Annotated in this window: 11 protein-coding genes and 1 other annotated feature; of the genes, 8 read left to right on the plus strand and 3 right to left on the minus strand. The window is 38.0% G+C overall.

The window, feature by feature from the left end; genetic code table 11:
• Positions 1–154 precede the first annotated feature (154 nt).
• Positions 155–376: a binding site (T-box leader), on the plus strand.
• A 64-nt stretch (positions 377–440) separates the two neighbouring features.
• The 3 genes from leuS (at position 441) to AC1UFB_RS08900 (ending at position 3,812) form a co-directional block, all read left to right on the plus strand.
• Positions 441–2,855, plus strand: a complete 2,415-nt coding sequence (leuS, locus tag AC1UFB_RS08890) for a leucine--tRNA ligase (protein WP_100346700.1) — start codon at positions 441–443, stop codon at positions 2,853–2,855.
• Between the two features lie 115 nt (positions 2,856–2,970).
• Entirely contained in the window at positions 2,971–3,282 is a 312-nt protein-coding gene (locus tag AC1UFB_RS08895) for a rhodanese-like domain-containing protein (protein WP_100346701.1), read from the plus strand.
• 350 nt (positions 3,283–3,632) lie between these two features.
• Entirely contained in the window at positions 3,633–3,812 is a 180-nt protein-coding gene (locus AC1UFB_RS08900; RefSeq protein WP_025909506.1) for a sporulation protein Cse60, read from the plus strand.
• Between the two features lie 4 nt (positions 3,813–3,816).
• Here AC1UFB_RS08900 and AC1UFB_RS08905 read toward each other — a convergent pair whose 3' ends face one another.
• Positions 3,817–5,091 (minus strand): BaiN/RdsA family NAD(P)/FAD-dependent oxidoreductase, encoded by a 1,275-nt coding sequence (locus AC1UFB_RS08905; RefSeq protein ID WP_100346702.1) that lies wholly within the window; start codon positions 5,089–5,091, stop codon positions 3,817–3,819.
• Positions 5,092–5,297: 206 nt separating this feature from the next.
• On the opposite strand from AC1UFB_RS08905, the gene AC1UFB_RS08910 reads away from it, so the two are divergent.
• Positions 5,298–6,944: a putative polysaccharide biosynthesis protein gene (locus AC1UFB_RS08910; RefSeq protein ID WP_100346703.1), complete on the plus strand. Its 1,647-nt coding sequence runs from the start codon at positions 5,298–5,300 to the stop codon at positions 6,942–6,944.
• 60 nt (positions 6,945–7,004) lie between these two features.
• Positions 7,005–7,721 (plus strand): pseudouridine synthase, encoded by a 717-nt coding sequence (locus AC1UFB_RS08915; protein ID WP_328101074.1) that lies wholly within the window; start codon positions 7,005–7,007, stop codon positions 7,719–7,721.
• Positions 7,722–7,903: 182 nt separating this feature from the next.
• On the opposite strand, the gene AC1UFB_RS08920 is transcribed toward AC1UFB_RS08915, so the two are convergent.
• Entirely contained in the window at positions 7,904–8,125 is a 222-nt protein-coding gene (locus AC1UFB_RS08920; protein ID WP_025909502.1) for a DeoR family transcriptional regulator, read from the minus strand.
• Positions 8,126–8,515: 390 nt separating this feature from the next.
• Between AC1UFB_RS08920 and pepV the strand changes: the two genes are divergently transcribed.
• On the plus strand, positions 8,516–9,919 hold the full coding sequence (pepV, locus tag AC1UFB_RS08925; protein WP_482589007.1) for a dipeptidase PepV: 1,404 nt from the start codon (positions 8,516–8,518) through the stop codon (positions 9,917–9,919).
• A gap of 42 nt (positions 9,920–9,961) precedes the next feature.
• On the opposite strand, the gene cysK is transcribed toward pepV, so the two are convergent.
• The gene (gene cysK, locus AC1UFB_RS08930; protein ID WP_025909500.1) at positions 9,962–10,897 is read right to left on the minus strand and encodes a cysteine synthase A; all 936 of its coding nucleotides are present in this window, start codon (positions 10,895–10,897) and stop codon (positions 9,962–9,964) included.
• Positions 10,898–11,159: 262 nt separating this feature from the next.
• Between cysK and AC1UFB_RS08935 the strand changes: the two genes are divergently transcribed.
• Positions 11,160–12,107, plus strand: coding sequence for an NERD domain-containing protein (locus AC1UFB_RS08935; RefSeq protein WP_025909499.1), 948 nt, complete (start codon positions 11,160–11,162; stop codon positions 12,105–12,107).
• A gap of 98 nt (positions 12,108–12,205) precedes the next feature.
• Positions 12,206–14,350 carry a type I pullulanase gene (gene pulA / locus AC1UFB_RS08940; RefSeq protein WP_078989177.1) on the plus strand — a complete coding sequence of 715 codons (2,145 nt, stop codon included), beginning with the start codon at positions 12,206–12,208 and terminating at the stop codon, positions 14,348–14,350.
• Positions 14,351–14,453 lie beyond the last annotated feature (103 nt).

A 14,453-nucleotide genomic window follows, 5' to 3' on the forward strand; every position in this document is an offset into this window, starting at 1 on the left:
AGTGGCATAGGGTACCTATCATTTCTAATCGAATGGAAATATTTGTATCTAAAAATGCTCATTATCAGTAAATAAGAAGAGAAACTTTGATAAAATGGTGTGAACAACTTGCAGTTTAATCACATATTATTTACAATACAAGGTAGTTACTATATGAAAAGCATTGAGAAGGAATAGTAGTGAGCGATACGAGCAAAGAGAGTTGACGGTTGGTGGGAGTCAACAAACGACCGTTCATGAACTCACCTTTGAGCTGTAAATGTGAACGAAGTAGCATTTATCGTCATCCGCGTTAAGGAAAATGAGTGAGTACATACATAATTTGTGCTAATGTGGGTGGTACCGCGGGAAGTTTATTCAACCTCTCGTCCCTTTCTTAAGGGATGAGGGGTTTTTTATAGTTCTAACACCATTGTCTTAAAATAGAAGGAGGAGTATTCATGGCCTTTAACCATAAGCATATTGAGAAGAAGTGGCAACAGGTTTGGGAAGAAAATCAGACATTTAAAACGACTGAAGATAAAGGAAAGCGTAAATTTTATGCGCTAGATATGTTTCCATATCCATCTGGAGCTGGCCTACATGTAGGGCATCCAGAAGGGTATACAGCAACAGATATTTTATCTCGTATGAAGCGTATGCAGGGATATAACGTACTTCATCCAATGGGATGGGACGCGTTCGGTTTACCAGCAGAGCAGTATGCGTTAGATACAGGAAATGACCCAGCGCACTTCACAGAGCAAAACATTAACAACTTCCGTCGCCAAATTAAATCTCTAGGTTTCTCATATGACTGGGAGCGTGAGATTAATACAACAGATCCAAGCTACTATAAATGGACGCAGTGGATTTTCTTAAAGTTATACGAAAAAGGATTAGCGTATATTGATGAAGTTGCGGTAAACTGGTGTCCAGCTCTTGGAACAGTATTAGCAAATGAAGAAGTTATTGATGGTAAAAGTGAACGTGGAGGTCACCCAGTAGAACGACGTCCAATGAAGCAGTGGATGTTAAAAATTACTGCTTATGCAGATCGATTACTAGAGGATTTAGAAGAATTAGATTGGCCAGAGAGTATTAAAGAAATGCAGCGCAATTGGATTGGTCGCTCTGAAGGGGCGCATGTTCACTTTACAATTGATGGGCATGATGAAACGTTTACGGTGTTCACTACGCGTCCAGATACGCTTTTTGGCGCAACGTATGCCGTGTTAGCACCAGAGCATCCATTTGTTGATAAAATCACAACAGCTGAGCAAAAAGCAGCAGTAGATGCCTATATTGAGAAAATTAAAAGCAAAAGTGATTTAGAGCGTACAGATTTAGCGAAAGATAAAACAGGTGTATTTACGGGAGCTTATGCGATTAACCCAGTAAATGGCGAAAAAATGCCAATCTGGATTGCAGATTACGTATTAATGAGTTACGGAACAGGTGCAATCATGGCAGTTCCAGCTCACGATGAGCGTGACTATGAATTTGCTGTTAAATTTGAACTTCCAATTAAGGAAGTTGTAGCGGGAGGAGACGTTTCGAAAGAAGCGTACACAGGAGATGGCGAACACGTTAACTCTGACTTCTTAAACGGCTTAAATAAAGAAGAAGCAATTGAGAATATGATTGCTTGGCTAGAAACAAACAAAAAAGGTGAAAAACAAGTTACGTATCGTTTACGCGACTGGTTGTTTAGCCGTCAGCGCTATTGGGGAGAACCAATTCCAGTAATTCATTGGGAAGATGGTACAACAACGCCCGTTCCAGAAAGCGAGCTTCCATTAGTACTTCCGAAAACAACGGAAATTAAGCCGTCAGGTACTGGTGAATCACCATTAGCAAACATTGATGAATTTGTAAACGTAGTAGACCCAGAAACAGGTAAAAAAGGTCGTCGTGAAACAAACACGATGCCACAATGGGCTGGAAGCTGCTGGTACTACTTACGCTACATCGATCCAAAGAATGAAGATGCATTGGCTGACGCAGAAAAGCTAAAAGAATGGTTACCGGTTGATATTTACATTGGTGGTGCAGAGCATGCCGTTCTTCATTTATTATATGCTCGCTTCTGGCACAAGTTCTTATATGATATTGGAGTAGTACCGACAAAAGAACCTTTCCAAAAGTTATTTAACCAAGGAATGATTCTTGGCGAAAACAATGAGAAGATGAGTAAGTCAAAAGGTAACGTTGTTAACCCTGATGAGATTGTTGAGAGTCACGGTGCAGATACGCTTCGTCTATATGAAATGTTCATGGGACCTTTAGATGCGTCTATTGCATGGTCAACAAAAGGATTAGACGGAGCAAGACGTTTCATCGATCGCGTATGGCGTTTGCTAATGGATGACAACGGTGAGCTAAGCAATAAAGTACAGGAAAGCGATGATAAAACATTAGAGCGTGTATATCACCAAACGGTGAAGAAGGTAACAGAAGATTATGAAGCTCTTCGTTTTAATACAGCGATCTCACAATTAATGGTGTTTATCAACGACGCATATAAAGTCGATGTTCTTCCAAAACAATACGTGGAAGGCATCGTGAAATTACTTGCACCAATTTGTCCACACGTTACAGAAGAGCTGTGGAATAAGCTTGGCTACGAAGAAACAATCTCGTATGAGGCTTGGCCTGCTTTTGATGAAGCAAAATTAGTAGATGATGAAGTTGAAATTGTTGTTCAAGTGAACGGTAAAGTACGTGCAAAGCTAAACGTTCCAGCTGAAGCATCACGTGAACAGCTTCAAGATATCGCAATGGCAAATGAAAACGTGCAAGAGCAAATCGAAGGCAAGACTGTCCGAAAAGTGATTGCTGTACCAGGGAAATTAGTAAACATTGTAGCGAACTAATGATAGAAGTCTGAGGCAAGAGCCTCAGGCTTTTTTCATGTAAGTAGAATTTCATTTATCACTTTTGTTACAATAATAACATGGGAACGAATACATAATGAGAGGGTTGAAAAAGATGGAACAAGTAAAAGAAATTACAACAGAAGAGCTAAAGAAACGTTTGGAGCAAAATGAAGAACTTGAACTAGTAGATGTTCGCGAAGATGAAGAAGTAGAAGAAGGCATTATTCCAGGAGCAAAACATATTCGTATGAATGATATTCCTGCACATATTGATGCCTTTGATAAGGCTAAAGAATATATCTTTATCTGTCGCTCAGGACGTCGTAGCGAGAACGTATGCTACTACTTACAAGAGCAAGGATATAAAGTACGCAACATGGTTGGCGGTATGCTTGAGTGGGAAGGCGAAACAACTAAAAAGTAAATAAAAAAGATGAGACATAAGTATTTTAGCTAACGAGATATCCGAACCATTGGAAGGTAACGACTTTTGATAGTTTGGGTATCTTTTTCTTCATTCCTAAAATAAGTTAAAAAAATTAGTGGAACGGAGCGGAGGACACGCCTCTGCGGCGCAATAGAACGAACTGGTGGTTCCAGCCTGACTACTTTAGAAAAGGTATAATTCATCTTTGAGAAAGAATCATTTGTTTTTATTCCAGGCTCTTTTTTATTCAACGTATAAATTTTATAAGAATGTCTATAGTGATTGATACATATGTTAATAGAAATGTCCAAGCAGTGATAATCATGGGATGAAAGTGGTGTCGCGGTGTGGTTCAGGTAAAAGTGTTTGATAAAGAGCATGAAAAAGATTTAGAAGTAGCTCTAAATCGCTTTTTGAAAAAAATTGATGATGAGGATATTGTGGACATTAAGTATCAAGTTACAGTAGATGTGGACCGAGATGAACAAGTATACTGTTTTTCAGCAATGGTCATATATAAAGCCTAGCGCATTAATGCGCTAGGCTTTTGGCATACTCTCCAGCATTTGCTCCAGCAAGTCTTCCAGTTACTAAAGCTGACGTAATATTATAACCACCTGTATATCCATGAATATCTAGAATTTCACCGCAAAAGTAGAGGCCACTCATGAATTTTGAAGACATTTCTTTTGGATGCACCTCTTTTACCGATACGCCTCCACCTGTTACAAAGGCTTTTTCAAGAGATAACGTTCCATTTACAGAAAACGTAAATTGTTTCAGAAGACTAACAAATTCGCGAAGTCGATCATGTGAAATTTGTCCAGCAAGTTCTTGTTCTTCAATATGCGAAGCTTGAAACAAAAATAATAAATAGCGCTCGGGCACAAACCCTTTTAACACATTTTTAATTGCTTTTTTTGGTTCTTCTTTTAAAAGAGCTACGACTTTTTGAAAGAGATTTTCTTCATTTATGTCTGGAAACGAATCAATCATCATTTGAACAGTCTTTGTCTTTTGTTTTTTAAGTTCTTTGACAACATATTGACTGCAGCGCAATACCGCGGGTCCAGAAATTCCAAAGTGCGTAAAAATCATATCCATTCGATGAGTAATCACAGGCTTGCCTTTCTTGTTTAGTACGCTTAATCCAACACTACGTAAAGATAAACCTTGCAATGTCTTGTCTCGAATAAATGATTCACTTGAAGTGACGGGAACTTCGGTGGGATAAAGTTCTGTAATGGTATGTCCCGCTGCTTCCGCCCAAGCATAGCCATCGCCTGTAGAACCGGTATGAGGAACAGACTTTCCTCCAACAGCTAAAATGACTGCCTTGGCTTGGATTACTTCACCCGTCTCTAGCTGCACTTCTTTTACTGCATTGTTCTCATATGCGACTTTTCTTACAGGCGTATTTGTGCGTACATGAACGTTTAAACGCTTTAATTCACCAATGAGTGCATCAACGACTGATTGTGCTTTATTTGACACGGGAAACATGCGTCCGTGATCCTCTTCCTTTAAAGCAACCCCGAGGTTTTCAAAAAATCTGATGATATCTTCATTATTAAAAATCGAAAATGCACTATATAAAAAGCGTCCGTTTCCTGGAATGTGCTTAATAATTTCATCGATTGGGAGTCGGTTCGTAACATTACATCGTCCACCACCCGAAATAGCTAACTTTCGACCGAGCTTTGTTCCTTTATCTACTAATAGTACCTTTGCGCCTTTTTCACCGGCTGCAATCGATGCCATCAAACCAGAAGGTCCTCCTCCGATTACGATTACATCATAAATCATATCTCCACCAACCTGTCTATTTTATAAAATTTGAGTTTGTTCACTGACAAATGAAGAAACTTTGGATAAAATGGGCTATAGTCTTGTTTTTTTCTAGCTGCTAGCAGCAGTTAACATTAAAGCATGTCTGAAATAAAACTGCAACTTGATTCCTTTTTATTCTATCACTATTATCAAAGTGTAACATTACGTATCGGAGGAAGCTTATGTCTGATTCAAAGCTATTACGAGGAACATTTGTGTTAACGTTAGGAACCTATATTTCTCGCATATTAGGAATGATTTATATTTTTCCATTTGCAACGCTCGTTGGAGCTGTAGGTGGAGCGCTGTTTGGATATGGATATAACCAATATGCCATTTATCTAAGTATTGCAACGGCAGGGATGCCGATGGCTGTTTCAAAATTCGTATCTAAATATAACGCAATGGGTGATTACTATACGAGTAGGAGAATGTATCGTGCAGGTCTTAAGCTTATGCTTGTCACAGGGGTTTTATCTTTTCTCTTACTTTATTCTTTATCTCCTTTTATTGCGGATTTAACACTAGGAGGAGCCGATTTAGATAACTCGTTAGAAGACGTTGTCATGGTTATGCGCATGGTGAGCGTGGCGCTTCTTGTCGTACCTATTATGAGTTTAATGCGAGGATTTTTCCAAGGACACCAGTCTATGGGGCCAACTGCTGTTTCACAAGTTATTGAACAGTTTGTCCGCGTTGTCTTCTTACTCGCTTCTACGTACATCGTGTTAAAAGTTGTCGGAGGAAGTTTAGCCTTAGCGGTTGGATTTGCAACAATGGGTGCATTTGTAGGGGCGCTTGGTGGACTAGCTGTCTTGTTATGGTATTGGAAAAAACGAAAACCTCATTTAGACAAAATGGTACAAGAGCAAAAAGTTACGCCAACGCGTATTTCAACGGTTTCTATTTTTAAAGAGTTGTTTACGTATTCTATTCCTTATGTATTTGTAGGGCTTGCAATTCCCCTTTATCAGTATGTTGATCAATTTACATTTAACCGTACAATGGTTGCTGCTGGTCAAAAAGAAATTGCAGAAACGATGAATGGGATTGTGCAGTCGTATGTACCAAAGCTTGTAATGATTCCTGTTTCATTAGCGACAGCGTTTGGATTAACACTCGTTCCAACCATTACACGTTCATTTGTGAATCAAGATTACACGGCTCTTCAAAAACAGATTGACCAAACGTATCAAACGATTATGTTTTTAGTATTACCGGCATCAGTTGGGTTGATGGCTTTAGCGGGTCCAGCCTATGGAACATTCTTTGGTATAGAAGATATTAAAGCTGGTGGAACAGTTCTATTAGCTTATGCGCCGGTTGCGTTATTGTTTTCATTTTTCACTGTGAATGCTGCGATTTTACAAGGTGTGAATAAACAAAAATACGCGGTAATCAGTTTAGCATTTGGTCTAATTGTGAAAATTATTTGTAACGTACCATTTATTTATCTATTTCATGAGTTAGGTTCAATTTTAGCAACGGCTCTTGGTTATCTTGTATCTATTGCGTATACATTTTATCTCATTAAAAAGCATGCGAATTATGATTACCATGCGTTTATCAAACGTACAGTGTTAATCTTTATCTTCGTTGCAATTATGGGGTTAAGCGTTAAGTTGCTTTCCTTTATTTTAGGCTTCTTCTTAGCGTATGATCAAAGCCGCATCGCTGCTGTGGTAATCACCTTTATGGGAGCAGGGGTCGGAGGGATTGTATACGGTGTAGCAACGTACCGTTCGACATTACTAGAGCGAGTAATGGGCAAACGAATTATAAACATAATTGAACGAAAAATTTTGCGCCGTCGTCCAGCAAACGGTTAATGAGAAAGTGACTCATTCAATGAGTCACTTTCTTTTCGGATATAAACTGAGGAGGATTTTATGAGATTAGATAAGTTATTAGCTAATATGGGATATGGTAGTCGAAAAGAAGTAAAAGGGTTATTAAAAACAGGAGCAATAAAAGTGAATGGTAAAGCGGTTAAAGATGCTAAGCTACACGTGAATCCGGAAACTGACGAAGTGTCCGTTCACGGAGAAATGATTGAATACAAAGAATTTATTTATTTGATGATGAATAAGCCTCAAGGGGTGATTTCTGCTACAGAAGATCATCAACATGAAACAGTTGTTGATTTATTAGAAATTGACGACGCCATTTATAATCCTTTTCCAGTCGGAAGACTAGATAAAGATACGGAAGGATTACTGCTATTAACAAACGATGGACAGCTTGCTCATCAGCTGCTCTCACCCAAAAAGCATGTTCCAAAAACCTATTTTGCGACTATTAATATGAAAGTAACTGAGGAAGATGTCGAAGCATTCAGAAAAGGGGTTACATTAGATGACGGATATGTCACGAAACCCGCAGAGTTAACCATTTTAAAAAGCGGTGAATCATCTGAAATTGAGCTAACCATTGTTGAAGGGAAATTTCATCAGGTGAAGCGTATGTTTGAATCAAGAGGAAAGAAAGTCACGTATTTAAAACGAATTTCCATGGGAGCTTTGCCGCTAGATGAAGAGTTAGAACTGGGGGAATACCGAGAGCTAACAGAAGAAGAATTAAGCGCATTAAAAGATAAAAAAGAATAAGAGGCGAAAGAAAAAGGAACCTGTACATAAATTGGTTCCTTTTTGTTCACTCTACGCAAGTGAAACAATTCACGTTTAAATGCACTGAGGTAAAATCAGGCACTTAAAGACACTCAACACACAAGGCGAAAAAGTATGAGGAATCTTTATCACTGTATATAAATACTTACCTTTGAAACTTACTAGGATGAAATCTTGACCTTCTTCTCTGTCGTCGTCCACGTACCACGACTTGGACTATGAACTAAATCATTGTATGCTAATACATTTAAATCACGCTGAATAGTTCTAGGGGTGATACCAAACTCATCAACAAGCTCTTGAGTAGTGACAGTTCCCTTTTTACTAATGAACATATAAACGGATTTGATACGCGTTAGCATTCGATTAGTTGAAGGTTTCAAAAAACCACTTCCTTATTCGTTTTTCGTAAGGCACAACTTCTTTATAACTTTGAGATGTCAAGCACTATTTAAGTCCTCAGTTATATTGTACACAAAAAATCATAAAAAATAAAAGGATAAAGCTTAATTTAATAATAAATTTACAAAAATTGTGATAAATGAGATAAATATGTACTTTTTTGGCAGGTCTCCTTTCCTAAGTTATACATTATTTTTTAATGTATGCGAAATATAACAAAATAGACCTATTCAAGCATAAATTTAGAGAAAAGGTTACAACCCTTTACCCTTTTTCTAGCTAATTAAACACCTTAGAAGCTTTTTGAAAATAGGTGTGATAAAGTGGAAAATAGTACAAATTGAATACTTCTACAATAATGGAGGATAACTATGGAAGCTATCAATTGGATGGAAGAAGTTAAAAAAAGAGAAAGCAATATCTTGGAAGAAACGAAGCGCTTTTTACAAATTAAAAGCGTCCTTGAAGAATCTGTAAAAGAAGATGAGCCATTTGGAGAAGGAGTAGCTAAAGCTCTTCATTTTTTATTAGATAAAGGAAATGATGATGGTTTTACGACTAAGAACGTAGATGGTTATGCAGGACATATTGAATTGGGAGAAGGAAAAGAATTAATAGGAATTTTATGTCACGTTGATGTCGTACCTGAAGGTGATGGTTGGTCTGTTGATCCATACGGTGCGGAAATTAAGGACGGAAAAATCTTTGCTCGCGGAGCGATTGATGATAAGGGACCAACAATAGCTGCTTATTACTCTATGAAAATTGTTAAAGAGCTAGGATTGCCGCTTTCTAAACGCGTACGTATGATTATCGGAACAGATGAAGAAAGCGATTGGAGATGTGTAGATCACTACTTTAAACATGAAGAAATGCCAACGATGGGCTTTGCTCCAGATGCTGACTTTCCTATCATTTACGCAGAAAAAGGGATTACCGATGTAGAGTTACACCAACAGCCGATTCAAGGCACAGATGGCGACTATGTACTAACATCGTTTGAATCTGGTCGTCGTTATAATATGGTACCTGACTATGCAAAAGCAGTTCTTACTGTAAAAGAAGAAGCAAACCTCGAAAAAACGTATGAGAAGTTCTTAAATAAACATCATGTAAAAGGTACAGTTGAAGCCAACAGCAACAAATATACCCTTACCTTAGAAGGGGTATCGGCCCACGGAAGTGTTCCTCAAAAAGGGAAAAATGCCGGGGTGTTGTTAGCAAGCTTTCTACATGAATTAGCATTAAATGAACAAGCAAGACAGTTCGTTACATATGTTAATCACTATTTTGTAGAGGATACAATTGGTGAAAGAATCGGTTTGCATATTCGAGACGATGTAACAGGTGATTTGACTGTAAACGTTGGTATTTTATCTTACACTCATGAGAAGGCTGGACAAATTGGTTTAAACATTCGGTACCCAGTTGCCGCTAGTATTGATACTATTATTTCTACAATTAAGAAGCAAAGTGAGACATATCAAATTTCTGTTAAGCATTTTTCAGATTCAAAACCGCATCATGTCGATCAAAAGCATAAGCTCATCCAAACGTTACAGCAAGTCTACCAAGAACAAACGGGAGAGGAACCAACGCTTATTTCCATTGGCGGAGGTACGTATGCACGAGCGCTAGAGGCCGGAGTAGCATTTGGTCCACTATTCCCTGGAAGAGAAGAAGTAGCTCATGAAAAAGATGAATATATGGTGGTCGAAGATCTATTGAAAGCAACAGCCATTTATGCACAAGCTATTTATGAGTTAGCTAAGTAAACGAAAAAGACGCTCAGCAGCATGAGCGCTTTTTTTGGTTTATTAGGAATCAAAAGAGAATAAATCGCTTGATAAGTAGCGTTCACCTGTATCACAGGCGATGCACACAACGACTTGGTCGGGGCTTAGCTTTTTAGCTACTTCAATGGCAGCATAGCAAGCTGCACCAGAGGATGGACCAACTAAAATCCCTTCTTCAGCTGCAAGTCTACGCGTAATATCATATGCTTCTTCATCTTTAATCTTTAAAATTTCATCATACACATTCACATTTAACGTATCAGGGATAAAGCCAGGGCTTGTTCCTACAAGTTTATGCTTTCCTGGTTTTCCACCTGATAAAACAGGAGAGCCAGCAGGTTCTACTACATGAACACTCATGTTTGGATAGCGCTCTTTTAGTACTTCACCAGTCCCTGTAATTGTGCCACCAGTTCCGGCTGTAGCAACAAATGCAGCCAATTCTTTATTTAAATCATCCATTGCTTCAATAATTTCTTTTGCCGTGGTGTGGCGGTGTGCGTCTGGATTAGCTTCGTTTTTAAACTGCATTGGCATAAAAGCATTTGGAATTTCTTTTGTTAATTCTTCAGCTTTACGAATAGCACCTGGCATTTTTTCATCTCCTGGTGTTAGCACAACTTCAGCCCCGTAAGCTTTTAATAAGTTAATACGTTCTTGCGTCATAGTATCTGGCATAACAAGAATTGAGCGATATCCTCTTGCAGCAGCATTCATAGCCAAGCCAATTCCAGTGTTGCCACTCGTTGGCTCAATTATAGTTGAATTTGGTTTTAAAAGGCCTGCTTCTTCAGCTTTAACAATCATATTAAAAGCAGCGCGATCTTTTACGCTTCTGCTGGGGTTGAAGAATTCTAGCTTTAAATAAACGGATGCACCGTCAGCTGGCTGAAGACGATTCAATTTAACAAGTGGAGTATCTCCTATTAAATCTGCCATGTTGTTAACAACTTTCATTTTAACCATCCTTTGCATCGATAGAATTAATGATCTTTTTTATCCTAGTATAGACAATAATAGCGTACAACTACACTTTTATCGCCGTAAAAAGAAGTGTTTTTTCTATCATAACATAATCTATCGCATTAGTAGGATAAAAGGGCTTAAGCTTACGGTTTCACTAAAAAGCTTTAATTACTAGTGGTATCTTTCTTTTAATGTTAGTAAAATTGAACAATAAAAACAATCTGGTATTTTTTAACGAGGAGAATGATTTGATATGGCGCAACTTATTAAGATACAAGACTATCTTTCACGCTATGAGCGAGATTTGTATCACTATTCCTCTCAATTTACACGCGTGAAACAACACAATTGGGAGAAAGCAAAGGATTATTTCTATAACGGAGAGGAAGAGGTTCAGTTAGATGATATAGACGAATCGCCGACTTCAGAACCATCGCTTTTTCGAAAGGTAAAATCCTTTTTTAAAAAAGATGAAGTAGCCGAAACAGATAAAGAATACATGGAGGTAGAAATAGAAAAAGAAGCAGAAGAAAACTTTGATGCCGAAAATCTCACTGCGTTTGTGACGGAACCTAAAAGCCTACAAGACCTAAAGGTATTGTTTTTAGAAAACGTTTTTCAAATGCAAATGAGGTGGGCGACGTCGACCTTATTTGAGCTTTCAAATGCAGATAAGCGATACTTTTATGATGAAAAGCTTCAATACTTTTTAAAAAGCTTTCCTGATACTTTTCTACTTATGTATAAGCCTGTCTTTTTAGTGAAAAAAGCGCCTGTTGAAGCAGAGGTTATTTTAATTACGCCTACTGAAACAATTTGTATTGCAATGGTTGAAGGGAAAAATGGCTCTGTTTTTCAGTATTCAAAAGAAAATTTTTGGACAGAGTTAATAGGGAAAGATAAAAAGAAAGTGTTAAATCCCGTGCTTGGGTTGAATAGAACAGAGCAACTCGTCAAAAGCCTTTATCAATCTCATAATATTGACCGACCTATTCGTAAAATATTACTGAGTCGTAATGGTTTCTTTGACTCTCCAACAGAACCGTATCAAATTGATTTTATTGATAAGCGGAACTATGAAGAATGGTTCTATAATTTAAGGCGTTTATCAGCACCTTTAAAATTCAATCAGCTTCAGGCAGCAGAGGCACTTTTAAAGCATAGTCAAAGCATTTATTTTGATCGAAGTGAGAATGAATAATTTTGATGTGAAATTTAGTATTTATCTAATAGAAAATGCTTTCATTTCTCCAATTTGAACATATAATGCTCATAATAAGTTATGTAGGAGGAGAACAGATGGCTTATGATAATCAAAAATTTGAAGCATATTTAGATAAGATGGATATGGTTACCGTTCTTGTTCCTAAATCTTACTACGATGGAGAAGTGAATTCGCTTTGTTTAATGAGAGATGGCCAATCGCTTTCTTTAAAGCTAAAGGATAGAAAAGTATTACATGAGGCTATAAAATATGAATGCTACTGTCAAATAAAAATAGAGATTGGTGAAGAGTATCAAGTGGTAGAAGAACGTGGTGCCAAAGCAGATTTAAAGATAGGAGCTGTCATTCGCACTCCTGAATTCGATGATGCTTTTTTTTACAATGAATCGGACTTGGGTGTGGTTTTTACCAAGCAACATATTCAGCTGAAATTATGGGCACCGACTGCTACAGATGTGAAGGTAAAGCTTATCAATCCTAAAACGTTAAATAAAGAATATATTGGCATGGCTCGTATGAAAAAGGGAGTGTGGACAGCGATTTGTGGCCTTGAAAAAGAAGGGCATCACTATAGCTATGAGGTAACGGTCAACGGTGTTACGAGAGAAGCTGTTGATCCGTATGCAATAGCAGCATCAGCAAACAGTGAATACGGTGTGTTGGTGAATTTACACAAAACTAAGCAGCCGCCTGTGAAAAAGGCTCCGCTTCAAAAGCCCACGGATGCTATTATTTATGAAGTCCATATTCGTGATTTTACCATTCATCCTTCCAGTAACGTGTCCAATAAAGGAACATATGCAGGATTCACTGAGTCGTCAACAGAAAGCGGTGTAACAACAGGGTTAGCTTACTTAAAGGAACTTGGTATTACACATTTGGAGCTCCTACCCGTTAATGACTTTGATGGCGTAGATGAACTGAAGCCTTTGGATACCTATAATTGGGGCTATAACCCACTCCTATTTAATGTGCCGGAAGGTAGCTATTCTTTGGAGCCAACAAATCCTATAGCTCGTATTCTAGAGCTAAAGCAACTTATTCGAGCGGTTCATGAGAATGACCTACGTGTTATACTCGATGTTGTCTATAACCATGTATATGTAAGGGAAGACTCTTCTTTTGAAAAGATTGTTCCAGGATATTACTTCCGGCATGATCAATTTGGAATGCCGTCCAATGGAACAGGTGTAGGAAATGATTTTGCTTCTGAGCGTAAGATGGCGCGTAAATTTATCGTTGACTCCGTCTTGTTTTGGGTCAAAGAATATGATGTTGATGGCTTTCGTTTTGATTTAATGGGAATTTTAGATATTGAAACGATGAATACGATTCGACAAAAGCTGTTTGAATATGATTCATCCATTTTGCTGTTTGGTGAAGGGTGGGATCTAAATACCCCTTTATCTTCAGAGCAAAAAGCAACAATCTATAACTCTGATAAAGTCCCACATATTGGATTCTTTAATGATCGTTTTCGAGATTTTATCAAGGGAAGTACTTTTAACATCTATGATAAAGGTTTTATTTGTGGCAACACCCATCGAGTTGACGAAGTAAAGCAAGTAATGGCTGGCAGTGTTTCTTATCAAAAAGGAGAGAAGTATTTATTTGTTCAGCCTACCTCTTCGATAAACTATGTAGAATCACACGATAATCACACGCTGTGGGATAAATTGAGTAAGTGTAATTCACATGAGGAGAAACAAATTTTGCAAAAAAGGCAAAAGCTTGCAAGTGCAATGGTGTTATTAGCTCAAGGCATTCCTTTTCTACATGCAGGACAAGAATTTTATCGAACAAAACAAGGTGTTGAAAATAGCTATCGCTCACCGGATAGCATCAATCAATTTGATTGGGAGCAGCGGAAAATCTATAACAAGGATATAAAGTGGCTACAAGCAGTGATTCAGCTAAGAAAAGCGCACGGCGCATTTCGCTTTCATACAACCGAGCGAATTCGTAAGCATATGAAGTTCTTAGAATCGGTGCCAGAAATAGTTGCGTATGCTCTTGCCAATGTAGAAAAATACGGACCATGGAAGGATATCATTGTCGCGTTTAACCAAGACACATCAACTCATTATATTAACTTGCCACAGGGGAGTTGGAACGTCGTAATCGATGGAGAAAGCGCTTATCAGTATCCATTTCCAAAAGCCCTTTCAGGCGAAGCAGCGGTTCCTGCGGTTGGCGTTTTAGCATTATTTAAAACATAAGTGCTATTCTGCTACTTGACGAGAAAAGCGGGAAGAGGATAAAATTTATGAAGGATAGCTATTGGTATATGTCCGCAATAGCTGTCTTTTTTATTTAATAAAA

Source organism: Priestia sp. KCTC 13724, from assembly GCF_056820425.1.

Bases quoted from the DNA above. Each gene is read 5' to 3' on its own strand.
- pepV (WP_482589007.1), top strand. From the start codon at position 8,516: ATGGAAGCTATCAATTGGATGGAAGAAGTTAAAAAAAGAGAAAGCAAT.
- AC1UFB_RS08895 (WP_100346701.1), top strand. From the start codon at position 2,971: ATGGAACAAGTAAAAGAAATTACAACAGAAGAGCTAAAGAAACGTTTG.
- AC1UFB_RS08935 (WP_025909499.1), top strand. From the start codon at position 11,160: ATGGCGCAACTTATTAAGATACAAGACTATCTTTCACGCTATGAGCGA.
- leuS (WP_100346700.1), top strand. From the start codon at position 441: ATGGCCTTTAACCATAAGCATATTGAGAAGAAGTGGCAACAGGTTTGG.
- pulA (WP_078989177.1), top strand. From the start codon at position 12,206: ATGGCTTATGATAATCAAAAATTTGAAGCATATTTAGATAAGATGGAT.
- cysK (WP_025909500.1), bottom strand. From the start codon at position 10,897: ATGAAAGTTGTTAACAACATGGCAGATTTAATAGGAGATACTCCACTT.
- AC1UFB_RS08915 (WP_328101074.1), top strand. From the start codon at position 7,005: ATGAGATTAGATAAGTTATTAGCTAATATGGGATATGGTAGTCGAAAA.
- AC1UFB_RS08905 (WP_100346702.1), bottom strand. From the start codon at position 5,091: ATGATTTATGATGTAATCGTAATCGGAGGAGGACCTTCTGGTTTGATG.
- AC1UFB_RS08910 (WP_100346703.1), top strand. From the start codon at position 5,298: ATGTCTGATTCAAAGCTATTACGAGGAACATTTGTGTTAACGTTAGGA.